The sequence below is a fragment of the Idiomarina sp. H2 genome (assembly GCF_004364275.1).
Taxonomy (GTDB): Bacteria; Pseudomonadota; Gammaproteobacteria; order Enterobacterales; family Alteromonadaceae; genus Idiomarina; species Idiomarina loihiensis.
This window is the reverse complement of the sequence record NZ_SNZY01000005.1, coordinates 93,091-116,040: the sequence shown is the minus strand read 5'-3', so window position 1 is coordinate 116,040 and position 22,950 is coordinate 93,091. Positions and strand designations below refer to the sequence as shown.

Genomic DNA, 22,950 nt, shown 5'->3' with positions numbered 1-22,950 from the left:
TACCTGAACTAATAATCTGATTCTTCGTTGTTATAGTCGTCGTTAGCTATGACAACTGGCTCGCCCGGGATGCTTTTTTCCTCGTTTGCCCATTCACCTAAATCAATCAGCTTGCATCGCTCACTGCAAAAAGGTCTGGCAGGGGATTTTTCTGACCACTCTACCTTAGTCTGGCAGGTTGGGCAGTTAACACTAATACTCATGGACTACACCTTGCTAGTTCAAATTCAATATCGTGCAGGGATGTTTCTTTGCTCTCCCCGGGTAAAGGCATGAATCGTACCGTAAATCGCTGCCGATGCCCACTGATGACCGGATAAATCTTGGCAGAGCGGGGGACCTTAATTCGCAGCATGGCAAGCAGTTGCTCTGAACTTTCCTGCAGGAAACCATTTTGCAATTGTATTGGCGCAAAAACGGATTGCTCGCGTAATAATGTCAGTTTTAAGGTAATAGCCAGTTCAACAAAAGCCAGTGTCTGACTCCAGCTTTCACATTGTTGCCGCTTTTCTTCAGCAGACTGACTTAACCATAAATGTAGCTGAGGTAATTCAAATAAGCCGCTCATGCCCGGCTGGCTGAATCGCTGGCGTATACTCGTTAGCAGTGCATCGTCTTTGAGTTGGCGCAAGTACTTTGGAATATCCTGAAGCGTGTTGATGCAATGCTCAATTTCATTAATGGTTCTTCGCAATGCATCGCGGTCAACATCGGGGTGCTCTTCCCATTTTTGTAAACGCTGTTTGTCGAGCTCTAAGTCTTTCGTCAGTTCGGTACGGATGTCACAGCGCTCAAGTAGTTCGGTGACAGCAAACAGGGCGTTAAAAAAGGGTTCAGCCTGTTCATCAAAACAGACTCGGCTGGCTTTTAACTGTTCGAAGCCATGTTCTAAACGCAAATAAGTTCGCATACGCTCCTGAAGCGGATATTCATAGAGAATGTTGTCGTTATCAGTAGATGTCATGCGATTGCCGATTGTTGAACTCTGTTGCTATGATAGCGGATTACTCTTCCTGTGCAACGGTTGCCGCAAGATAGCGCTGATGCAGTTGGTTAACTTGCCGACGTAATTGGTCGATACTGCCCTCGTTATTCAGAATATCATCCGCTTTGCGAAGTCGTGTCTCACGACTCAGCTGAGCTTTCATTATTGCCTCAACTTCTTCTTTTGGACTCTCGTCGCGCTGAATGGTTCTTTGCAGTTGCAATTCTTCCGGAACATCCACGACTAATACCCGCTGGCAGTACTTATCTAAATTATTTTCCAGTAACAGCGGCGCTGATAAAATTACATAGGGTGAGCAGGCCTGTACCAGTTGAGTCAGAATTTCCTCACGTATGGCTGGGTGCAACAAGCTGTTCAACCAGTCTTTTTCTGCAGGGTCAGAGAATACTTTTTGGCGTAGCGCTTTGCGATCAAGCTCGCCTTTGTCGGTTAGCAGATCTCGACCGAAATGTTCTGCAATTGCTCGCAGGCAGGGGGTGCCCGGCATTACCACCTGACGGGACACAATATCGGCATCGATCACGGTTATGCCCAATTTTTCAAACTCAGCTGTGGCTGCCGACTTTCCGCTACCGATACCACCGGTTACACCAACTACATAGGTCATACTCAAGTTCCCCCTAACCAATGCCAGTAGCTGAACAACAGCTCCATACCATAGAAATAACTCAGCAGGCCTCCGCCGATTAGAAAAGGCCCAAAAGGTATGGGTTGAGAGCGGCTTTGCCGGCGTAACATAATCAGGCCTATTACGGCTCCGCAAACCGAGCTGGCAAGAATTGTGACCGGCAACAGAGTCGCGCCGGTAAAAGCGGTGATAGCTGCCAGCAGTTTAAAGTCACCATAGCCCATACCTTCTTTGCCGGTGATAAGCTTATAGGCCCAGAACACGCTCCAAAGGCTAAGATAACCCGCTGCGGCACCAATAATTGCGGAGGTTGGAGTCATGTCACTTAAGTCAGAGATAGACCAGAGCAAAGCCACCCAGAGTAAAGGGTAAGTGAGCTGATCGGGCAGTAACTGATGACGCCAGTCAATGACGAACAGGCAAATTAATAACGAAAAGACCGTAGCATATACCAGCGCTGGCAGAGTGAAGCCGAAATACCAGCCTATTATGCCAAACGCCAGGCAACTGATAATTTCAACCAGCCAGTAGGTAACCGGAATGCGAGTTTGACAATGGCGGCAGCGTGCGCGCAAAACCAGATAACTCAACAGCGGAATATTATCGTACCAGGCAATAGAGGCCTTGCATTCAGGGCAATGGGAACCCGGAAACGCGATGGAAAAGCGGTCCTGTTTGGTTACCGGCGTTCCGTTCATTTCGGCACATTCGCGCTGCCATTGACGTTCCAGCTGTATTGGCAGGCGTGTGATCACTACATTCAGGAAGCTCCCAATAACAGCTCCCAGCACCAGCGCGACCATCAATGTCGGTATTGATCCGGCAGCAAGCAAGTATTCCATACTTCTATTCCTTAGTTATTGAAACTGCTGCCCCATAGAAAACAGCGGTAAATACATAGCGACCAAAAGAGTGCCTATAATGCCGCCTAAAACGACCATCAGCAAGGGCTCTGCCAGTGCAATCAGGCGCTCACAATTTTCCTCAAAACGTTGTTGCTTGAAATCGGCAAGTGCGGCGAAGGCATTATCGATTTTACCATTTTGCTCGCCAACTTTAAGAAAACTGAGAGTGCGGGGCTCATTCAGCGCACTGGAACGGAAACTGTCTACCCAACCGTTACCGGACTCTAGTTGCTGATGAATTTGACGCAAGGCTGCTTTATGGGGCAACCAGTTCAGGGACGATTCGGTGCTGAGAATAGCTTGCCGGGTTTCAATACCGGCACGCAGAGCTACTGCCAACCGGTGAAACAGCTGCTGCAGTTTAATATCCTGTAGCAATTGACCAATAACGGGTAATTGAGCAAGTGTGCGTTGGGAGAACAGCGGAGCTTTGTTTTTAACGGTCAAAAGAGTAACTGCCGCAGCTAATATCGCACTGAAAATGACAAATGCCTGCTCTTTCAAAAAAGCTGATGAATTCAGTAAAACGGCAGTGAGCCAGGGTAGTTCGCCTTCGCCAAAAAGCTGAGCAAAGGCAGGCAAAACCCAGCCCATCATCATGAAGCAAACACCAGCTGCCACGAGTAATACAATGACGGGGTAACGCAGCGCTTTGGTTAATTGCTTTTTCAGTTGATGCTGGCGTTTTTCCAGTTCTTGTAACTGCTGTAACGCATCCGCAAGCTGTCCGTTTTGTTCCGCCCAGGCTATGGCATTTATGTCAGCTTTGGGTAACCAGTGTTCATAATAAGTCAGTGCTCGACTGAAAGAGAAGCCATGCTCAATGCTGCGAATACAATCTTCAATTAACCAGCGCAGGCTTCTGGACTTAGTTTCACAAATACTGTGCCGCAGAGCTTCTGAAAGCGGCAGGCCACTCTCCAGTAAACTGGCGGTTTGTTGCAACAGAATGTACCAGAGCGATAATTTAGGCCTAATAAGTTTTCTCTGACGCTTCGATAAGCGTTTCATTTTTGTACAACGGATATGATGTTGCGATAACAGCTGTTTCGCCTGCAACAGTGAGTCTGCATGAACCAGCCCGGATGAATTGCCTGCCTGCCACTGCCAGCAGTGATTAAGAGTCTGCATAACTGAAACGCTCCTTCTCTGCACTGCTAATCAAGCCGCTATCGATATAATGCTGTAGCGCCTGCGAAAAATCCGGAAGCTTCAAATGGCCCAGATAGTGGCGCAAATCTTTAATGGAGGCTCGGGAGCTGATTAGTTTCTGAACTTGCTCTTCAGAGTCATCCAACCAGGGCACAACCTCAAACACCGCCTGACGGTTTTTCTCCGTTTGGTTGTGGCGCTCGGCTACTGGCAGTAAACGTTGGCTGACAATAAGCTTTAATGAGCTGCGAATATCCAGCGGGTTAACACCCAGCGAATGCAAACGCTTTAACGTATCCAGGCAGTTGTTGGTATGCAGTGAACTCAAAACTAAATGACCCGTTTGCGCTGCCTGCACGGCAATTTTGGCTGTCTCTGAATCGCGGATTTCGCCAATAAGGATAACATCGGGGTCTTGTCGGAGGAGGGCGCGTAGAATCGATGCGAAGGTCAGTCCCTGGCGTGTATTCACCATCACCTGACTGCAACCCGGCAGCGGAACCTCAACCGGGTCTTCGACACTGCAGACATTGCTGCGCTCAGTATCCAACTGGTTCATTGCACTGTACAAAGTTGAAGTTTTGCCGCTACCGGTAGGGCCGGTCACCAGAATTAACCCCTGCGTCTGACTTAAACAGCGGGCAAACCAAGCGTACTGTTGTTCCAGCAGGCCGGTTTGCTGTAAGGGGGTAATGTTGTGAGTTGGTTGTAAACATCGCAGCACCAACTTTTCTCCACCGATAACCGGACAGCAGTTTAATCTGAATTCCAGTTGCGTGTTATCACGAGATTGCACGGACAAGCGGCCGTCCTGCGGTTGGCGTTGCTCAGTTAAATCAAGGTTGGCCTGTACTTTAATACGCGAATAAACCTGTTGAGCAAATTCTCGCGCTATAAAATCTAAACGGCGCAGCTGGCCGGCTTCACGGCCTCTGACAACAACACCTTGGTTCAGAGGTTGCAGATGCAGGTCAGATAATCCTTTCTCAGAGCAATAGAGCAGTAGCTGGTTAACGTATTCGATAGCCGAGTCCTTTGGCAGTTGAATACCAGGTAGCCTGCCTTTGCCACGAATCAGCAATACTTTTTTATCGCTGTAAAAGCTCAGTAATACCTCGTCGACCGGGGCAAACCCGGGTTGTTGTACTAACATGAGCCATGTTTTCCCCTGAGCAAAAAGCAGCAAACCATGTTGTTGTAGAAAAGGGTCGTGCTCATTCTCAGAAGAACTCGTCTGCCCGGCCAGATGAGTGAGTGAACAACGCGCGAAGTCAGTCATTAGTAGCTTACCTGCTGTTCACAGTTTTGCACGACTGAGCGCATTTCGCTGTAATCGGAACAGGCAATGTTCCAGTCTAAATGCGTATTCTCGGCGTTGGGTGTCAGTTCAATCTGCAGTGGCTGATTGTTAATATTGACTGAGTTTAGAGTTAGGCGCACGGCAGCGGACTCGGTCAGACTGAGGTCGCTAAGTTCATCGGGCAACGGAGAAGGTAAACCCGGTAGGCCTTTATTTCCCGGCTGATTGCACTGGTTTAACTGCCCTTCAATTTGCCAGCATAAAGCGATACCCAACTGTAACGGCTGGGCATGGGCTAAAGCTTTACTAACTTTGGCCTGCTGGGTGTAATAGGTGTACGACGGAACGGCAATAGCCGAGAGGATGGCAATGATGGCCACCACGACCATCATCTCGATAAGACTGAAACCGTTATCGGGAAAACGAAGAACGGGTAAACGGTGAAAATGTGCTTCCTGCATAATTCAGCTCCCTGTTTAAGAACAGCAGAACTGTGGTTCACCCGGGCGAATTAGTAAATTCTATTTTCCTGTAAGTTATTGGCTATCCACCGCCATTTTCTAGCTATCTTCTGAAATTCTCATTGATAAATCAATTGCCTGGACGTTCTTTGTCAAAGCGCCGGAGGAAATAAAATCAACCCCGGTGGCAGCCAGTTCCGGTAAACGCTCATCGGTAATATTCCCCGAAACTTCTAGTTGCGCGCTGTGCCCGGCATTGTCATGATTTTGCTGTACGGCCTGCTTAATGTCTTCAATACTGAAGTTGTCCAGCATAATCACGTCGGCTTCGGCCTTCAGAGCCTGTCCAAACTCATCCAAATTTTCGACTTCAACTTCCACCGTTTTACCGGGGTTCAGGCGTTTGGCCGCAGTTACAGCCTGAGCAATGCCCCCACAGGCAAAAATGTGATTTTCTTTAATCAGGTAGGCATCAAATAAACCAATGCGGTGATTCACACCGCCGCCGCAACGCACCGCGTATTTCTGCGCTAAACGCATGCCAGGCAGAGTTTTTCGGGTATCCAGTAGTTGCGTTTTATAACCGTCGAGCAATTTGCTGTAGTGATAAGTGGTGGTCGCAGTCGCTGATAAGGTTTGTAAAAAGTTCAGCGCCGTGCGTTCACCGGTTAGCAAAATGCGGCTGGGGCCTTTTAAACGGCAGAGCTCCGTATTGGCTTTCACGTTATCGCCGTCTTTTACCAGCCATTCAATTTCCACGTGATTTCCCATTTGGCGAAACACCTGATCAACCCAGGCACAACCACAAATGACAGCGTCTTCGCGGGTAATAATGCTGGCGCGGGACTGGCTTTGTTCCGGAATCAGTTGCGCAGTAATATCATAACTGGCGTCTTCGCCGGATAAATCTTCCTTTAGTGCGGCGCGCACACCGTCCTGAATAGCAAGTTGCAGCTCGGGCTGACTCATAGATGGCTTTACCTTTTAACAGACAATACGGATACTAGGGGGCAAACTTTACCGTTTTGTTGAGCCTGTGAAAAGCGACCCGATAAAAAATCATAAAATAACGACTGCGGTGCAGCATCCGTCCCCGCATTACGATGAGCGCCCACAGACCGCGGAAGTCAGTCTGCTGGTCATTCATTGTATTAGTCTGCCGGAAGGACAATATGGTACACCTTATATTCGCCAGTTGTTTCTGGGCGAACTGGAACCCGATGAACACCCGGACTTTGCTATTCTGAACGGACTGAGGGTGTCTGCCCATTGTGTGATCCGCCGGGACGGTACGCTTGAGCAATACGTGCCCTTTGATAAACGAGCCTGGCACGCCGGTATGTCCCGTTACTGCGGGCGCAGACGATGTAACGATTTCAGTATAGGCATTGAGCTCGAAGGAACCGACTACAGTGCCTATACTCAACAGCAGTACGAACAATTAATTGCAGTCACTAAGGCGTTAATCAGCACATATCCCAAGTTAAACCGTCGACGTATTGTCGGTCATCAGGATATCGCTCCGGGCCGCAAGACCGACCCGGGCAGTGAATTTGACTGGCAAACCTATTTAAATGCCCTATAAGGAGTCATGAATGGTCCTCATTGCGTTGCTGATAGCACTAAGCGTTGAGCGTTTGTACCACAGCCCTGCATTCTTGCACTGGGCTTTCTATATGGAACGTTGGCAACGTTGGAGCTCAGCCCGTCTGCAGGATGAAAAATGGGAGAGCGAGCCCTTACAGCTTGTGCGTTTGTTGATACCGGCACTGGCTGTTGGTCTGTTGGTGGTGCTACTGGACAACCTGATGGTGACTTTTATTGTCAGTATTCTTGCGCTGCTGCTGGCTTTTAACTGTGAACCGGCCCGGAAAAACTACAAAGAATATTTAAAAGCAGCTAACAGAGGAGATGAGCCAGGTATTATTGAACATCAACAGGCTCTGACTGAATTTGCCGGGCGTCATCAGCCTCACCAAATTAGCGACTCTTTAATCTGGATCAATTATCGGCAATATATTGTGGTAATGTTCTATTTTGTGCTGTTTGGCAGTTTCGGCGCTCTGGTATACGCCAGTCTGCGTTATGCAGAGAAGCAAATAAGCGAACAGCCGTCGACTAACCCCTGGCAGCAGTTTATGTGGTTTGCAGATTGGGTTCCGGCTCGCTTAGCCGGGTTCGGCTTATTAATTGTCGGGCACTTCTCGCGGGCGTTCCCGGTTTGGGTCAAGCACAGTCTGAACCCGCAGGCCGAACCGGATAAACTGCTTTTTAATGTCGCCTGCAAAGCAGAAGACAGCCCTCAGCACCCCGACGACAGAACCGAGCACATTGCTTGCCAGTTGCGCTTAATGCGTCGTCAGCAGATTTTCTGGGTGTGTGTTATTGCCGCCTTGACTCTGACCGGTTGGGTTAGTTAGAGGTTGTACCAGCTGAGAAAAATTTGGACTCAGCGGGTAAATGATTTAGAATAACCGCATCATTTGGTCTGACCAATTTACCGTTATGCCGGATTTACCCATAAAACAAACGAAGCTATCTGACACTATCGTCGCTCATCTTGAGCAGATGATAGTGGACGGACGGCTTGGTGCCGGGCAAAAGCTTCCGTCAGAACGACAGTTGGCTCAGCAGTTCAATGTGTCGCGCCCGTCGTTGCGTGAGGCTATTCAAAAACTGGAAGCAAAGGGTGTCTTAGAGCGTCGGCAGGGCGGTGGCACTTATGTTATTAACAGCATGAATGAGCAACTGACCGAACCTTTATTTGAATTACTGGCCAAACATCCAGAGTCACAATTTGATTTGCTAGAGTTCCGTCATGCACTGGAAGGCATCTCGTCTTTTTATGCAGCATTACGAGGCACCGAGGCCGATCTGGATCGGATTTCCGAGAGTATAAAAGACTTAGAGAATAGCCGGGCTAACAGCATCGATGATCAGGTCAATGCAATAGTGGAATTCTACCACCGTATAGCAGAGGCCTCGCACAACGTTATTTTGTTGCATGTCATTCACGGCATGCAGGAATTACTGGCCGAAAATATTAGGCAGAACCTGGAAATACTGGCGGGTCGTGACGACTTGCTGGGAAAACTGAATCAACACCGTCAGCAGCTGGTTAGTGCCATTGTTGCCGGTAAACCGGAGCAAGCGCGGGATGCGTGTCACCAACATTTGGCCTATATTGAACAAACATTGTTAGACTTAGGCAAAGAACAGTCACGTATTCAACGTTCGCTACGACGTTCCTGAATTGATAAAAAGGTAAGGAATAGCTATGAGTGAAGAATTAAACAAAGATGTCGACCAGCAGGAAACTCAGGAGTGGTTAGATGCTCTTGAGGGTGTGCTTGAGGCCGAAGGCCCGGAAAGAGCGCACTACCTGTTAGAACAATTGGTCGACAAAGCTCGTCGCAATGGCGCTTATTTACCCTATAAGCCAACCACCGCATATCTGAATACCATTCCTGCCAGCCAGGAACCCACTATGCCGGGTAACCAGACGCTGGAATCGCGCATTCGTTCAGCTATTCGCTGGAATGCCGCCATGATGGTGTTGCGGGCATCGAAAAAAGGCGAAGAGCTGGGTGGCCACCTTGCCAGTTTCGCTTCTTCAGCCATGTTGTACGATGTTGGCTTTAACCATTTCTTCCGCGCACCGAGTGAAGGTGACGGTGGTGACTTCCTGTTTATTCAGGGCCATGTGTCACCCGGTATTTATGGTCGTGCTTTCATTGAAGGACGCTTGACCGAAGAGCAACTCAATAACTTCCGTCAGGAAGTCGACGGTAAAGGCTTACCTTCTTATCCGCACCCGAACTTAATGCCGGACTTCTGGCAGTTCCCGACGGTTTCTATGGGCTTAGGTCCAATTCAGGCTATCTATTTAGCCCGTTTCCTTAAGTATCTTACGGACCGCGGCATTAAAGACTGCTCGAAACAACGCGTTTACTGCTTCTTAGGAGACGGTGAAACCGATGAGCCAGAAAGCTTAGGTGCTATTGGCCTGGCCGCTCGCGAAGAGCTGGACAACCTGACCTTTGTTATTAACTGTAACCTGCAGCGCTTAGACGGTCCGGTACGTGGTAACGGCAAAATTATCCAGGAACTGGAAGGCAACTTCCACGGCGCTGGCTGGGAAGTGATTAAAGTTATCTGGGGCCGCTACTGGGATCCGCTGTTGTACCGCGATACCGAAGGTAAATTGCAACAGTTAATGGAAGAAACCGTTGACGGTGATTACCAGAACTTTAAAGCCAAAGGTGGCAAGTTCACTCGTGAAAACTTCTTTGGTAAGTACCCTGAAACCGAAGAAATGGTCGCCAACTTATCTGATGAAGACATTTGGCGCCTTAACCGTGGTGGTCACGATCCGGTAAAAGTGTACTCGGCTTACCATAAAGCGGTAAACACCAAAGGTCGTCCACAGGTTATTTTAGCGAAAACCGTAAAAGGTTACGGCATGGGCGCCGCGGGTGAAGGCAAAAATATTGCCCACCAGGTTAAGAAAATGGATTTAGACGCGGTTAAGCACATGCGCGACCGTTTCAATATTCCGTTTGAAGACAAAGAGCTGGAAGACCTGCCGTACTACAAATTTGATGACGACAGCGATGAAATGAAGTACCTGAACGAGCGTCGCGAGAAGCTCGGTGGTTATATGCCGGTACGTCGTCCGGAAAGCGATGTAGAACTGGAATTGCCTGCATTGAAAGCTTTTGATGCGGTACTGAAAGGTTCAGGTGATCGTGAAATTTCCTCAACCATGGCCTTTGTTCGCGTGCTGACCGCGCTGTTGAAAGATAAGAAAATTGGTAAACGTATTGTGCCAATTATTCCGGATGAAGCTCGTACCTTTGGTATGGAAGGCTTGTTCCGTCAGGTGGGTATTTACTCACACCATGGCCAGAAATACACGCCGCAGGATAAAGACCAGGTGGCTTATTATCGTGAAGATAAGAAAGGCCAGGTGATTCAGGAAGGCATCAACGAGCTGGGTGCTATGGCATCCTGGGTTGCCGCGGGTACCAGTTACTCGTTAAACAACGAGCCGATGATTCCATTCTACATTTATTACTCTATGTTCGGCTTCCAGCGTGTCGGTGACTTAGTCTGGGCCGCTGGCGACAGTCAGACCCGGGGCTTCCTGGTTGGTGGTACCGCCGGTCGCACAACGCTCAATGGCGAAGGTCTGCAGCATCAGGACGGACACAGCCTGGTTCACTTTGGCACGGTGCCAAACTGCATTAGCTATGACCCGACTTACGGTTATGAAATTGCAGTTATCGTGCACGATGGCCTGAAACGCATGTTTGGCGACCAGGAAAATGTTTTCTATTACCTCACCGTAATGAACGAAAACTACCATCAACCAGAAATGCCGGAAGGTGTCGAAGAAGGCATCATCAAAGGTATTTACGAACTGGATAAAGTGAAGGCCAAGAACAAAGCTAAAGGCGATGTTCAGTTGTTAGGCAGTGGTACCATTTTGCAGCAAGTACGTGAAGCAGCGACAATCTTGTCTGAAGAGTACGACGTGAACTCAACAGTTTACAGCGTAACTTCATTCAATGAGCTGGCGCGCGATGGTCTGGATACTGACCGTTGGAACATGCTGAACCCTGAGAAGAAAGAAAAAGAAGCCTACATTACGCAAGTGATGAAAAAGGCGAAAGGACCGGCAGTAGCAGCAACAGACTACATCAAGCTGTACGCTGATCAGGTTCGCGCCTGGGTACCAACCTCTTACCGGGTATTAGGTACCGACGGCTTTGGACGCTCGGACAGCCGCGCTAACTTGCGTAAGCACTTTGAAGTGAACCCGCACTATATTGTGGTTGCAGCACTGAAAGAACTGGCAGACCAAGGTGATATCGATAAGAAAGTGGTAGCTAAAGCTATCAAAGACTACGATATCGACACTGACAAGCTGAACCCGCGTTTAGCATAAGGAGGTACTGAGATGGCCGATCAAATCGAACTCAAAGTCCCCGACGTGGGCGGCGAAGAAGTAGAAGTCATTGAAATTTTGGTCAGTGAAGGCGATACCGTTGAGCAGGAAGACGGTATCGTTACTGTCGAAAGCGACAAAGCTTCCATGGATATCCCGGCATCTTCAGGCGGTAAAATTACCGAGCTGAAAGTAAAAGTTGGCGATACCATTAGCGAAGGCGACGTGCTGGCAATGATTGAGGCTTCCGGAGGAGCCGACGAATCGGATGAGTCTGACAGCGAAGAGGAAGCTGAAGACAAAACCGACGACAAAGCGGACGAAGAAGCAACCAAAGACAAAGCTGAAGAATCGGAAGATAAACAGGAAGAAGAGAAAGATGAAGACTCTGAACCTGAGAAAAAATCTTCCGGGGGAAGCAGCAAAGTTATTGACGTAGAAGTGCCGGATATTGGTGACGAAGAAGATGTTGAAATCATCGAAATTCTGGTCTCTAAAGGTGATTCTGTTTCTGCCGAAGATGGTTTAATTACTCTGGAAACCGATAAGGCGACTATGGATGTGCCTTGCCCGGAAGACGGTGAAATTGAAGAAATGCTGGTGAAGGTCGGCGACAAGGTGTCGCAAGGCTCTGTTATTGCCAAGCTGAAAGTTTCAGGCGGTGCTGATGACTCTGGCGCTGAAGAGAAAGACTCAGCGAAAGAAGAGAAGTCAGAATCTAATAAAGACTCTGGCAAGAAATCTGAAGACAAAGATCAGAAGGATGAAAAAGACAGCGGCAGTAGCGTTAAGCCAAGTAGCGAACGCCAGCCGCCGGTTCCTGATCATCCAAGCCAACGTAGCGATCGTAAAGAAGGCATTCTGCATGCGTCACCTGCGGTACGTCGTGTGGCACGTGAATTCGGTGTCGACTTATCGCAAGTGAAAGGCTCGGGCCCTAAAGACCGTATACTGAAAGAAGACGTGCAGGAGTTTGTTAAATACGAACTGTCCCGTCCAAAAGCCGTGGCTGGTGCAACAGGCCAGGGTGGCGGTGGATTACAGGTTATTGACCCGCCTAAGGTCGACTTCAGCAAGTTCGGTGAAGTGGAAGAAGTTCAGTTGTCGCGCATTCAGCGTAAATCTGGACCAAACCTGCACCGTAACTGGGTGACTATCCCTCACGTAACACAGTTCGATGAGGCCGATATTACTGAGCTGGAAAACTTCCGTAAGTCAGAAAACGAAGTGGCTAAGAAGAAAGATCTGGGCTTCAAGATAACGCCGTTAGTGTTTATTTTGAAAGCGTGTGCCAAAGGCCTGCGTGAGTTCCCGACCTTTAATTCGTCCTTATCAGAGTCGGGTGAATCACTGTACATGAAGAAGTACGTGAACATTGGCGTTGCGGTTGATACGCCAAATGGTCTGGTGGTTCCGGTTATTCGTGATGTCGACAAAAAAGGCATTTACGAGCTTTCGGAAGAACTGGTGGAAATTAGTTCGAAGGCGCGTGACGGTAAGTTGAAAGCAACCGATATGCAAGGTGGGTGTTTCTCAATTTCCAGCCTGGGCGGTATTGGTGGTACAGCCTTTACGCCTATCGTGAATGCTCCTGACGTGGCCATTCTCGGGGTCTCTCGTAACGAGATGAAACCGAAATGGAACGGCAAAGAGTTTGAACCACGTCTGACTCTGCCATTATCGTTGTCATACGATCACCGTGTTATTGATGGTGCTGAGGCCGCGCGTTTCACCGCCTATTTAAGTGGTGTACTGGGAGATATCCGCAAATTGGTGCTTTAAGCACCAATTGGGGTAGGAAATACGAAAAAATTCGCGCTACAATAGCGCCACATTTAGCGTTGACTGAGCGCAGCCGGTGGCTCAACTGGCTGTGACAAAAAAGGGGTTAACATGAGCGACAAAATTACAACACAGGTAGTGGTGTTAGGTTCGGGCCCGGGCGGATATTCAGCAGCTTTCCGTGCAGCTGATTTGGGTCTGGATGTTGTTTTGATTGAGCGTTACAGCACCTTGGGCGGTGTTTGCCTGAATGTTGGCTGTATCCCGTCAAAAGCATTGCTGCATATGACCAAGCACATTGAAGAAGCTCAGCACCTGGCGGAAGAAGGTATTGAGTTTGGCGAACCAAAAATTGATCTGGATAAACTGCGTAAACACAAAGAAAAAGTGGTTGGCCAGTTAACCGGTGGCCTTGGCCAGATGTCAAAAATGCGCAAGGTAAAAGTTGTTAACGGTTACGGCAAATTTACCGGCAGCAACACCATTAAAGTTGAAGGCGACGACGGCGAAACCGAAGTTAAATTTGATAACGCCATTATCGCTGCAGGTTCTCAAGCCATTAAATTGCCGTTCATTCCACATGACGACGACCGCGTATGGGATTCCACCGACGCGCTGGAACTGAAAGAAATTCCTAAGAAAATGCTGTTGTTAGGCGGTGGTATTATCGCGTTGGAAATGGGGCAGGTTTATGCGTCATTAGGTTCTAAAGTCGATGTGGTTGAAATGACTGACCAACTGGTGCCGCCAGCGGATGCCGACATCATCAAGAACTTCAACAAGCAAATAAAAGGCCGTTTTGAGAATATTATGCTCAATACCAAAGCGACCAATGTTGAAGCGAAAAAAGACGGTGTGTACGTGACCTTTGAAGGTGATAAAGCGCCAAAAGATCCAGTCAAGTACGACGCTGTACTGGTTGCTGTAGGCCGTGCGCCAAATGGTAACAAAATTGACGCCGATAAAGCAGGCGTGAACGTTGATGACCGTGGCTTTATCAAAGTTGATAGCCAGATGCGCACTAACGTCGATCACATTTTCGCTATTGGTGATGTTGTCGGTCAACCTATGCTGGCGCACAAAGCGGTGCATGAATCGCACGTGGCGGCAGAGGTTATTGCCGGTAAGAAGCACTTCTTCGAACCTAAAGTCATTCCTTCTATCATGTACACCAACCCGGAAGTTGCCTGGGCAGGTGTTACTGAGAAAGAAGCGAAAGAACAGGGCATCGAATATGATGCAGTGACTTTCCCCTGGTCAGCTTCAGGCCGTGCTATTGCTTCAAACGCACAGCAAGGTATGACTAAGCTTATCTTTGATAAGAACAACCGTATTATTGGTGGTTCTATGTGTGGCACCAACGCCGGTGAATTGTTGGGCGAAGTTTGCCTGGCAATTGAGATGGGCTGTGATGCAGAAGACATCGCGTTGACCGTTCACGCACACCCAACCTTGCACGAATCGGTTGGTTTGGCTGCTGAAATTCAGGAAGGCTCTATTACCGATATGCCGAATCCTAAGGCGAAAAAGAAGAAGTAACATTTTGTTACGATAAATCATCGGTAAAACGGCTGCATTCATCGCGAATGCAGCCGTTTTTTTTGCGCTGAATTTCACAATGCGCTAGTTTAGTGGAGTTAAAATAACGAACACTAAAGAAAGGGTAACAACCGATGAAAAAATTAACCGCTGTAGCGCTTGGCGTATCTATGGCATTAACTCTGGGCGCCTGTTCTCCGCAGCAGGAAGAATCAAAACAACAAACCCAGCAGGCCGAAGAAACAAAACAAGAACTGAGCTCGGGCGTTGTACTTGAGAACTTTGATCACAGCGTTAAACCGCAGAATGACCTATTCCGGTATGTAAACGGTACCTGGATTGATAAGACCGAAATTCCTTCTGACCGTTCATCGGTAGGCTCTTTTTTCGATTTACGTGAGCAAAACCAGAAACGTTTACGCGACATCATCGAATCAGCAGCCTCATCTAACCCAGAGCCAGGCACAAACGAGCGTAAAATTGGCGACTTCTTCAACGCCTATATGGATGTTGAAACGCTAAACGAGCTGGGCGCAAAACCAATTGCAAGCGACTTAGACGCTATTCAGGCACTGCAAGATCATGGTTCAGTTGCTGAACATATGGCACGCATGTTCCGTGGGGGCGTTTCAATTCCATTTGGCTTTTATGTTTACCCGGATGCAAAAGACCCACAAATTAACGCGATGTATGTTTCACAGTCAGGTCTTGGTCTGCCAGATCGCGATTATTACCTGAAAGACGATGAAAAGTTTGAAGAGTTTCGCGACGCTTACCTTGAATACGCCGAGGACATTCTGGCAATGGTCGGTGTTGAAAATGCCGATGACGCCGCTGAACGTATTCTGGAACTAGAAACTCAACTTGCTGATATTCAGTGGAGTCGCGTAGAAAGCCGTGATGCTGATAAAACCTACAATAAAAAGTCAGCTGATGAAGTTGCTGATCTGTTGGCAGACTTTGACTTCAAACGTTTCATCGATACGTCCGACTTATCTGACGTTGAAGAAATGGTAATTCGTCAGCCATCGTACTTTGAAGAGTTTGGTGAATTATTTAACGACGTTGATTTACAGGCCTGGAAAGACTATTTAAGTTTCCGTCTGGTGAACGAGTACGCTTCTGCGCTAAGCGAAGACATCAGCAAGCGTCGTTTTGAATTTTATGGAAAAACCTTACGTGGTACGCCAGAGCAGGAACCGCGCTGGAAACGCGCAGTAGACGCAACCAATAGCGTATTGGGTGAAGTGCTGGGACAGGTCTACGTAAAAGAGTACTTCCCGCCAGAAGCGAAAGAAAAAATGGAAGGCTTGATTGAAAACTTGCGTGATGCTTATGGTCAATCGATTCGTAACCTGGAGTGGATGACGGACGAAACCAAAGAAAAAGCTTTAGAGAAGCTGGAGAAGTTTGACCCGAAAGTAGGCTATCCAAGCAAGTGGCGCGACTACAGCGAACTGGAAATTTCGTCAACTGACTTAGTTGCTAACTACAAAGCTTACGCTGAGTTCAATTATCAGGAAGAAATTGCCAAAATTGGCGGTCCTGTTGATGAAGAAGATTGGGGCATGACTCCGCAAACAGTCAACGCTTACTACAGCCCTGTACGTAACGAAATCGTTTTCCCGGCCGGCATTCTGCAGCCTCCATTCTTTGATATGGACGCTGAAATGGCGGTGAACTACGGTGGTATCGGTGCGGTAATCGGTCACGAAATGGGACACGGTTTTGACGACCAGGGTGCCAAATACGATGGCGACGGTAACCTGCAAAGCTGGTGGACTGATGCTGATAAAAAAGCGTTCGAGGAACGGACTCAGCAATTGTCTGCACAGTACAGCGAGTATGAACCTATCGAAGGCCTTAACGTTAACGGCGACCTGACTCTGGGCGAAAATATTGGCGATTTAGCCGGCCTGACCATCGCGTACGAAGCGTACAAAATGTCATTAGACGGCGAAGAAGCGCCAGTTCTGGATGGCTTTACCGGCGAACAGCGTGTGTTCATTGGCTGGGCTCAGGTATGGCGCGGCAAGTATCGCGAAGATGCTATTCGTGAGCAGGTTATGAGTGACCCGCATTCACCAGCCGTGTATCGTGTTAACGGTACCGTTGTGAACGTTCCGGCGTTTTACGAAGCCTTTGATGTTAAAGAAGGCGACGAGCTGTTCGTTCCGGCTGAAAACCGCGTTACTATCTGGTAAGCTACTGGTATGACGCAAGTAGCCTGATGTTTACATCAGGAGCAATATAGGACCTGACATAAATGTCAGGCTACGATATGAAAACACTAACGGTTGTCTGGGTATTAGTTGCAGCATTGCTGGTGGGAAGTTTCTCCTCACCAGCAGTGCATGCTATGCCTATGTCAGACACCGTTAGTGCTTCATCATCTCACGATATGTCACAGCATGACTGTTGTGATGAGTCCGATATGTCGATGGAACAGTCGAACTGCGACAGCGAAAGCTCCTTTTGTCAGCAGTGTGAACAACATTGTGCCGGTCAACTGGCGTTGATAAATCCATTCAAACAACTTTCACCAGCAGCATCCACACACGCTGTCGGCCCCCTTTATTCAAACCTTCCTGTTATTACTGAAACGCTGATACGTCCGCCGAAACACGCAGTTTAAGTCCAGTTTTTACGTCTTAAACCGTTGTTTTCGAGGAAATACCATGCGTTATTGGATAGCTATATTTGTCCTGATCCCATTTTTAACTTTGGCTCAGGAACACAATCACAATCATTCAGAAGATCAAAACCCGTTCGAGCAGAGCACCGAATATGTGTGCCCTATGCACAGTCAGGTGGTTCGTGACGAGCCGGGAACCTGCCCAATTTGCGGTATGGATTTGGTTAAAAAAGAACCTAAAGATGACCAGGCTGAGGACCATTCTGAGCATCAGCAAGGGAGTGCGGCTGCGAGTGAAAAAAGCTTCACCGTACCAGAGTCCAGTCAGCAGGCTATTCGGGTAACCACCGCAAAAGCAGTTCGTAAAGACTTACAGCCGCAACTCATGGCGCAGGCTCAGGTACGTTGGCAGGAATCTGCACAACGCCATATCCACAGTCGCGCCGAAGGCTGGGTAGAAGAATTACACGCCGACGTTGAAGGTCAGTGGGTAGAAAAAGGCGACAAACTCTACAGCCTGTACGCACCAGACCTGGTTGTTGCACAGGACGACTATCTGCAACTGCTTGATTCACTCTCGGATATCCGCAACGGTGACAACCAGAAAAGCTTTAAACGCCGTGGCCAGCAACGTTTGCGTTTGCTGGGTATGAGCGAGACGCAAATTAAAGCGCTGGAGCAAGGTGGCGAAACCGAATATGTGGTGGACTATTACGCGCCTGAGTCTGGCTATATTACCAGTCTGGATATTCAGGAAGGCATGTATGTGTCTCCCGGGCTTAAATTACTGACTCTGACGCAGGACAATCAGCTGTGGTTTTTTGCCGATGTTCCGGCGCGTTACAGTAAACAGTTAAAAACCGGACAAATGGCACATATATCTTCTGAACATTTTCCCGGCGGCCACTGGATGAACACCATTGACTACATTTATCCACAAGTCGACCCGAAAACCCAAACCATCAAAGTCCGCATTCCGGTTAACGACTCCATTGACCGGCTACGTGAAGGCCTATGGGCAACCGCGCACATTGAACTGGAGCCAGTAAAAGACGCAGTGGTTGTGCCGGTTGCTAGCTTAATTGTCACCGGAACCAATAACCGCGTGGTGGTTAAATCCGGTGAGCGCAAATTTGAAGTGCGTGAAGTAACGACCGGGCTGCGTGTGGGCAACGAAATTGCCATTGAAGAAGGTCTTCGGGAAGGTGAGTTAGTGGTCACTTCCGGGCAATTCCTTCTGGATTCTGAAGCCAGCTTGCAAGGCCTCGGCCTGGGTAGCAGCGACGACGCTCCTGCGCCACAACATAACCACTAGGAGGTTTTATGTTAGCTCGTATTATTGAAGCCTCCATACGTAATTCGTGGATGGTGTTATTGCTGTTCTTAGGTCTGGCATTCTGGGCCTGGCAGTCGCTGCAGCAGACCAAACTGGACGCAATACCGGACTTATCGGAAGTGCAGGTTATCGTCAAAACCAATTACCCGGGACAAGCGCCGGCGGTAGTGGAAGAGCAGGTGACGTATCCGCTGTCCAGTGTAATGCTTTCCGTACCTAAAGCCACCTCCGTACGTGGGTTTTCGTTCTTTGGCGACTCGTATGTATACGTTATTTTTGAAGACGGAACCGACCCCTACTGGGCCAGAAGTCGGGTGAACGAATACCTGGATCAGGCACAAAGCCAGCTTCCGGACCAGGTTCGGCCGGAGTTAGGTCCCGACGCATCTGGCATTGGCTGGGTGTATCAATACGCATTGGTCGACGAAACCAATCAGCTCAACTTAGGCGAACTAACCCGCCTGCAAAACTGGTTTTTAAAACAGGAGCTGCAAAGTGTGCAGGGCGTGGCTGAAATTGCCACTGTTGGTGGCATGGTCGAAACCTATCAGGTGGTGCTGCAGCCGGAAGCCTTGCATCGTTATAACCTTACTCTGAACCAAGTAAAGCAAAGCATTCAGCAGGCCAATAATGAAGTAGGTGGCTCTGTGGTTGAAATGGGCGAAGCCGAATACATGGTACGTGGCTTAGGGTATTTAAAAAGTGTCGAAGACATTCGCAAAATTCCCTTGCCGCTCACATCAGAGCAGCAGGGTACTGTGCTGTTGGAAGAAGTGGCTGATATTCGCATTGGGCCGCAGGTGCGCCGCGGTATTACCGAGCTGAATGGTGACGGCGAAGTCGTGGGTGGTATTGTGGTGATGCGTCATGGCGAAAATGCCCTACAAACCATTGCCGCAGTAAAAGATAAACTGGAGGAGCTAAAACAGGGTCTGCCCGACGGCGTCAAAGTGGTGCCGACCTATGACCGCTCAAACCTGATCCAGGCATCGACAGATAACCTCACCACCAAGCTGATAGAAGAAATGTTCTTTGTTGCTGTGGTGTGCATTTTGTTTCTCTGGCATGCGCGCTCGGCAGTGGTGGCCATTATCAGTTTGCCGCTGTCGGTGTTGTTCGCGGTGTGGATAATGAACATGCTGGGTATCAGTGCCAACATTATGAGCCTGGGGGGAATCGCCATTGCGATTGGTGCGTTGGTGGATGCTGCCATTGTCATGATCGAAAACACCCACAAGCATCTGCAGAACTATCAGGAACGGCATCAGATAGTAGCTAAAGGCGCCGCGCGGCTGAAAATTGTGAATGAAGCCTGTCGCGAAGTGGGGCCTTCACTGTTCTTCTCGCTACTGGTCATTACCGTCAGCTTTGTTCCGGTATTTGTGCTGCAAGGCCAGCAGGGGCGTCTGTTTGAGCCTTTAGCCTATACCAAAACTCTGGCCATGGCCGCTGCCGCAATTATTGCCGTGACACTTATTCCCGTGCTGATTGCGTTACTGGTTCGTGGGAAAATACCTGCTGAAGAAAAGAACTGGTTGTCGCGTGGGTTAATTGCGCTTTACCGGCCACTGCTGGCTTTCACACTTAAGTTCCCTAAAACCATTATCGTGCTGGCTCTTTTGGTTACGGCTTCTGCCTGGCACCCGTATAAAGAACTCAATTACGAGCTGATGCCGCCGCTACATGAGGGTGACCTCATGTACATGCCCACCACTCTGCCGGGTATCAGTGTTGAAAGTGCCGGTGAGTTGCTACAGCAAACCGATAAGCTCATTGCAGAGCAGCCCGAAGTTGAGCGTGTGTTCGGTAAAGTCGGTCGTGCTGACACCGCCACCGATCCGGCACCAATGACGATGATAGAAACCAGCATTACTCTCAAGCCTGAAAGTGAATGGCGTGAAGGAATCACGGTGGACGACATCATTGCTGAGCTGGATGACCGGGTGCAAATACCTGGCGTGACCAACGCCTGGGTTCAGCCTATTCGTACCCGCATTGAAATGCTGGCCACCGGCGTTAAAACCCCGTTGGCTATTAAAGTCAGCGGTAGTGACTTTCGTGAAATAGAAAAGTTGGCGACCCGTATTGAAAATACTCTTTCTGAAGAGGAGGCGACAGGTTCGGTCATTGCAGAGCGCTCTGGTGGCGGTCGTTATATCGAGATAGAGCCGAAACTGCGTGAAGCTGCCCGTTACGGCATTAGCCAAAGCGACATTCACGATCATATTCAGTACGCGATTGGTGGTGCGAATATTGCGACATCGGTACAGGGAAATGAGCGTTTTCCTATCAACTTGCGCTATCCGCGAGAGCAACGCGACCATATCGAGAAGCTGAAAACTCTGCCGGTTAAATCGGCCTCCGGAAAATGGCTGACGTTATCCGATGTGGCTGACATTAGGGTGACTCAGGGCCCGGCTATGCTGAAAAGTGAGGACGCCCGCTTAAGCAGCTGGATCTTTATTGAACCGGCTAAAGGCATCACGGTTAGCGACTACATTAATCAAGTCGGCGATGCTATGGCTAAAATGGAAATACCGGTAGGTTACAACTGGAGCTGGACCGGGCAATACAAAGCCATGCAACAGGTGGAAAGTGATTTAAAAGAGATCATTCCTCTGACGTTGCTGGTTATTCTGTTGTTGCTTTACATGACCTTCCGTTCGCTACCGCAGGCATTACTGGTGATAGGTACCTTACCTCTGGCATTAACCGGTAGCTTATGGCTGATTTATCTGTTGGATTACAATCTGTCACTGGCCGTTATTGTCGGCATGATAGCTCTTGCCGGTGTCGCCGCGGAATTCGGCGTGGTGATGTTGTTGTATTTAAACAATGCCTGGAAAGCCGTGGCGTACGACAAAAATCAGCTAAAAGCAGCAGTAGAAGAAGGCGCGTTGCTGCGGGTACGACCCAAAGCCATGACCGTGCTGACCATTATTGTCGGCCTACTACCGATAATGCTGGGCGGCGGTGTTGGTAACGAAGTCATGCAGCGCATCGCCGCTCCTATGGTGGGTGGTATGGTACTGGCACCACTAATTTCCATGCTAGTGATCCCCGCCGTGTTTTATCTAGCGCGGAAGTAATTACTTATGGGTCTGAATTTATAGGTCAGGTGGTGTGGTGGATAAAGAGTGCGCCAGACGGCTGTAGTGAACCATTGAGGAGGTGTGCAGCGCCATGGATGGCGCTGCCCAAGCCCTACAGGGATGTATTCACGGGCGTCCTCCACAATGGTTCACTACAGCCTCCAGCGCTCGTCATCCGGCACACCACCTGACGTGAACGTTAGGCAAACCGCTGCCAGATAGCGTTAGCAGCGGGGCCTAACGTCCTGTTTGCAGAGCGCACCAAATGAATTTCGAGGCGCACTTGCTGAACGAATCCGGGAATGCTAATTTCAACCAGCTTGCCCTGCTCAAGGGCGTCCAGGGCAATGTGTTTGGGAATAATGCCCCAGCCAAAACCGGCCATTAGCAATTCAAACTGAGTATTCACCTCGTTCACCCTTATGCGCTGCTGACTGGGCAGACGCAGTACTGCATCCAGATTAATGCCTATCTCCAGATTCTGCGGTACCAGCATAGGCAGCTCTAATAAATCCTGGCGACTTTGCGGCATACGACCAAACTCTTTCATCAGCGCGGCTGACATCACAACCGTTAATTCAAACGGTGCCACCGGCAGAGTTTCAAAGTCGCCGTACTGGCGAAATAAAGGCAGCCAGGGGCACAAAGCTAAGTCGGCGCTGCCGTTATCGATACGCTTCAGCGCCCGCATTTGTGACTCGCCGTCTACGTGCAGTTCGGTAGCAGGGTATTGTTGTTGAATGTGCTGAATACTGGGTACCCAGAGTTTGCTGTCACAGGTATGGTCATAGCACAGCGTCAGCAAAGGTTCTGCACCGTGCTTTAGTTGGTTAGCAAGTGATTGCAGCCGTTGCTGCTGACGTACCACTTCCTCTGCCTGCCGCAGAAAATGCTGACCTTGCTCGGTCAGTTCCAGGCGATAACCGTCACGGTTAAATAAGGCGAAACCGGCGTTCTCTTCCAGTTTTTTCAACGCCATACTCACTGCAGACTGTGTGCGGTTGAGTTGCTCGGCTGTTTTTTGCAGACTACCGAGGTTAGCTACGGTAATCATCATTTTTAGGTGAGATAAATTCATTAAATTTTTCTGATTATCTTTTTAATTTTAATTCAATATAACTGTAACTATACTTACGGTAAACTTATTCCAATTAAATTTCCCTG

The 22,950-nt window shown here is 48.9% G+C and carries 19 protein-coding genes; 10 read left to right on the top strand and 9 right to left on the bottom strand.

Going from position 1 to position 22,950, the window contains the following annotated elements; translation table 11 throughout:
• Nucleotides 1-8: 8 nt before the first annotated feature.
• The 8 genes from yacG to nadC form a co-directional block, all read right to left on the bottom strand.
• Entirely contained in the window at nt 9-203 is a 195-nt protein-coding gene (yacG, locus tag DET62_RS08040; protein WP_011233708.1) for a DNA gyrase inhibitor YacG, read from the bottom strand.
• A complete protein-coding gene (gene zapD, locus DET62_RS08035; RefSeq protein ID WP_034818590.1) occupies nt 200-964 on the bottom strand; it encodes a cell division protein ZapD in 765 nt (254 codons plus the stop codon). The genes yacG and zapD overlap by 4 nt, the downstream gene beginning before the upstream one ends.
• Before the next feature lie 40 nt (nt 965-1,004).
• Nucleotides 1,005-1,613, bottom strand: coding sequence for a dephospho-CoA kinase (gene coaE / locus DET62_RS08030; protein WP_110013581.1), 609 nt, complete (start codon nt 1,611-1,613; stop codon nt 1,005-1,007).
• 2 nt (nt 1,614-1,615) lie between these two features.
• Complete coding sequence (locus DET62_RS08025; protein WP_011233711.1) at nt 1,616-2,476, bottom strand: A24 family peptidase; 861 nt, start codon at nt 2,474-2,476, stop codon at nt 1,616-1,618.
• Nucleotides 2,477-2,491: 15 nt separating this feature from the next.
• Nucleotides 2,492-3,670, bottom strand: coding sequence for a type II secretion system F family protein (locus DET62_RS08020; protein ID WP_110013582.1), 1,179 nt, complete (start codon nt 3,668-3,670; stop codon nt 2,492-2,494).
• Nucleotides 3,657-4,970, bottom strand: coding sequence for an ATPase, T2SS/T4P/T4SS family (locus DET62_RS08015; RefSeq protein WP_110013583.1), 1,314 nt, complete (start codon nt 4,968-4,970; stop codon nt 3,657-3,659). The genes DET62_RS08020 and DET62_RS08015 overlap by 14 nt, the downstream gene beginning before the upstream one ends.
• A complete protein-coding gene (locus tag DET62_RS08010; protein ID WP_034818576.1) occupies nt 4,970-5,452 on the bottom strand; it encodes a prepilin-type N-terminal cleavage/methylation domain-containing protein in 483 nt (160 codons plus the stop codon). The genes DET62_RS08015 and DET62_RS08010 overlap by 1 nt, the downstream gene beginning before the upstream one ends.
• A gap of 99 nt (nt 5,453-5,551) precedes the next feature.
• Nucleotides 5,552-6,421, bottom strand: a complete 870-nt coding sequence (gene nadC / locus DET62_RS08005; protein ID WP_110013584.1) for a carboxylating nicotinate-nucleotide diphosphorylase — start codon at nt 6,419-6,421, stop codon at nt 5,552-5,554.
• A gap of 67 nt (nt 6,422-6,488) precedes the next feature.
• Here nadC and ampD point away from each other — a divergent pair, with 67 nt between their 5' ends.
• The 10 genes from ampD (at nt 6,489) to DET62_RS07955 (ending at nt 21,783) form a co-directional block, all read left to right on the top strand.
• Nucleotides 6,489-7,037, top strand: a complete 549-nt coding sequence (gene ampD, locus DET62_RS08000) for a 1,6-anhydro-N-acetylmuramyl-L-alanine amidase AmpD (protein ID WP_110013585.1) — start codon at nt 6,489-6,491, stop codon at nt 7,035-7,037.
• A 10-nt stretch (nt 7,038-7,047) separates the two neighbouring features.
• Entirely contained in the window at nt 7,048-7,872 is an 825-nt protein-coding gene (ampE, locus tag DET62_RS07995) for a beta-lactamase regulator AmpE (RefSeq protein WP_110013586.1), read from the top strand.
• A gap of 85 nt (nt 7,873-7,957) precedes the next feature.
• Entirely contained in the window at nt 7,958-8,704 is a 747-nt protein-coding gene (gene pdhR / locus DET62_RS07990; RefSeq protein WP_110013587.1) for a pyruvate dehydrogenase complex transcriptional repressor PdhR, read from the top strand.
• Between the two features lie 25 nt (nt 8,705-8,729).
• Nucleotides 8,730-11,402: a pyruvate dehydrogenase (acetyl-transferring), homodimeric type gene (gene aceE, locus DET62_RS07985; RefSeq protein ID WP_110013588.1), complete on the top strand. Its 2,673-nt coding sequence runs from the start codon at nt 8,730-8,732 to the stop codon at nt 11,400-11,402.
• Between the two features lie 12 nt (nt 11,403-11,414).
• Entirely contained in the window at nt 11,415-13,184 is a 1,770-nt protein-coding gene (gene aceF, locus DET62_RS07980; RefSeq protein WP_110013589.1) for a dihydrolipoyllysine-residue acetyltransferase, read from the top strand.
• Nucleotides 13,185-13,295: 111 nt separating this feature from the next.
• Nucleotides 13,296-14,723 carry a dihydrolipoyl dehydrogenase gene (lpdA, locus tag DET62_RS07975; RefSeq protein ID WP_110013590.1) on the top strand — a complete coding sequence of 476 codons (1,428 nt, stop codon included), beginning with the start codon at nt 13,296-13,298 and terminating at the stop codon, nt 14,721-14,723.
• Nucleotides 14,724-14,857: 134 nt separating this feature from the next.
• Entirely contained in the window at nt 14,858-16,927 is a 2,070-nt protein-coding gene (locus tag DET62_RS07970) for a M13 family metallopeptidase (protein ID WP_110013591.1), read from the top strand.
• Between the two features lie 77 nt (nt 16,928-17,004).
• Entirely contained in the window at nt 17,005-17,358 is a 354-nt protein-coding gene (locus DET62_RS07965; RefSeq protein ID WP_133566286.1) for a hypothetical protein, read from the top strand.
• Between the two features lie 43 nt (nt 17,359-17,401).
• Nucleotides 17,402-18,673, top strand: a complete 1,272-nt coding sequence (locus DET62_RS07960; protein ID WP_219968602.1) for an efflux RND transporter periplasmic adaptor subunit — start codon at nt 17,402-17,404, stop codon at nt 18,671-18,673.
• Nucleotides 18,674-18,681: 8 nt separating this feature from the next.
• A complete protein-coding gene (locus DET62_RS07955) occupies nt 18,682-21,783 on the top strand; it encodes a CusA/CzcA family heavy metal efflux RND transporter (protein ID WP_110013593.1) in 3,102 nt (1,033 codons plus the stop codon).
• A 202-nt stretch (nt 21,784-21,985) separates the two neighbouring features.
• On the opposite strand, the gene DET62_RS07950 is transcribed toward DET62_RS07955, so the two are convergent.
• Complete coding sequence (locus tag DET62_RS07950; RefSeq protein WP_110013594.1) at nt 21,986-22,864, bottom strand: LysR family transcriptional regulator; 879 nt, start codon at nt 22,862-22,864, stop codon at nt 21,986-21,988.
• Nucleotides 22,865-22,950: the final 86 nt, after the last annotated feature.

Coding starts and splice junctions, on each gene's coding strand:
- nadC (WP_110013584.1), bottom strand. CDS start 6,421: ATGAGTCAGCCCGAGCTGCAACTTGCTATTCAGGACGGTGTGCGCGCC.
- DET62_RS08015 (WP_110013583.1), bottom strand. CDS start 4,970: ATGACTGACTTCGCGCGTTGTTCACTCACTCATCTGGCCGGGCAGACG.
- lpdA (WP_110013590.1), top strand. CDS start 13,296: ATGAGCGACAAAATTACAACACAGGTAGTGGTGTTAGGTTCGGGCCCG.
- DET62_RS07960 (WP_219968602.1), top strand. CDS start 17,402: ATGCGTTATTGGATAGCTATATTTGTCCTGATCCCATTTTTAACTTTG.
- DET62_RS08010 (WP_034818576.1), bottom strand. CDS start 5,452: ATGCAGGAAGCACATTTTCACCGTTTACCCGTTCTTCGTTTTCCCGAT.
- DET62_RS07970 (WP_110013591.1), top strand. CDS start 14,858: ATGAAAAAATTAACCGCTGTAGCGCTTGGCGTATCTATGGCATTAACT.
- pdhR (WP_110013587.1), top strand. CDS start 7,958: ATGCCGGATTTACCCATAAAACAAACGAAGCTATCTGACACTATCGTC.
- ampE (WP_110013586.1), top strand. CDS start 7,048: ATGGTCCTCATTGCGTTGCTGATAGCACTAAGCGTTGAGCGTTTGTAC.
- DET62_RS08020 (WP_110013582.1), bottom strand. CDS start 3,670: ATGCAGACTCTTAATCACTGCTGGCAGTGGCAGGCAGGCAATTCATCC.
- zapD (WP_034818590.1), bottom strand. CDS start 964: ATGACATCTACTGATAACGACAACATTCTCTATGAATATCCGCTTCAG.
- aceE (WP_110013588.1), top strand. CDS start 8,730: ATGAGTGAAGAATTAAACAAAGATGTCGACCAGCAGGAAACTCAGGAG.
- DET62_RS08025 (WP_011233711.1), bottom strand. CDS start 2,476: ATGGAATACTTGCTTGCTGCCGGATCAATACCGACATTGATGGTCGCG.
- yacG (WP_011233708.1), bottom strand. CDS start 203: ATGAGTATTAGTGTTAACTGCCCAACCTGCCAGACTAAGGTAGAGTGG.
- aceF (WP_110013589.1), top strand. CDS start 11,415: ATGGCCGATCAAATCGAACTCAAAGTCCCCGACGTGGGCGGCGAAGAA.
- DET62_RS07955 (WP_110013593.1), top strand. CDS start 18,682: ATGTTAGCTCGTATTATTGAAGCCTCCATACGTAATTCGTGGATGGTG.
- DET62_RS07950 (WP_110013594.1), bottom strand. CDS start 22,864: ATGAATTTATCTCACCTAAAAATGATGATTACCGTAGCTAACCTCGGT.
- DET62_RS07965 (WP_133566286.1), top strand. CDS start 17,005: ATGAAAACACTAACGGTTGTCTGGGTATTAGTTGCAGCATTGCTGGTG.
- coaE (WP_110013581.1), bottom strand. CDS start 1,613: ATGACCTATGTAGTTGGTGTAACCGGTGGTATCGGTAGCGGAAAGTCG.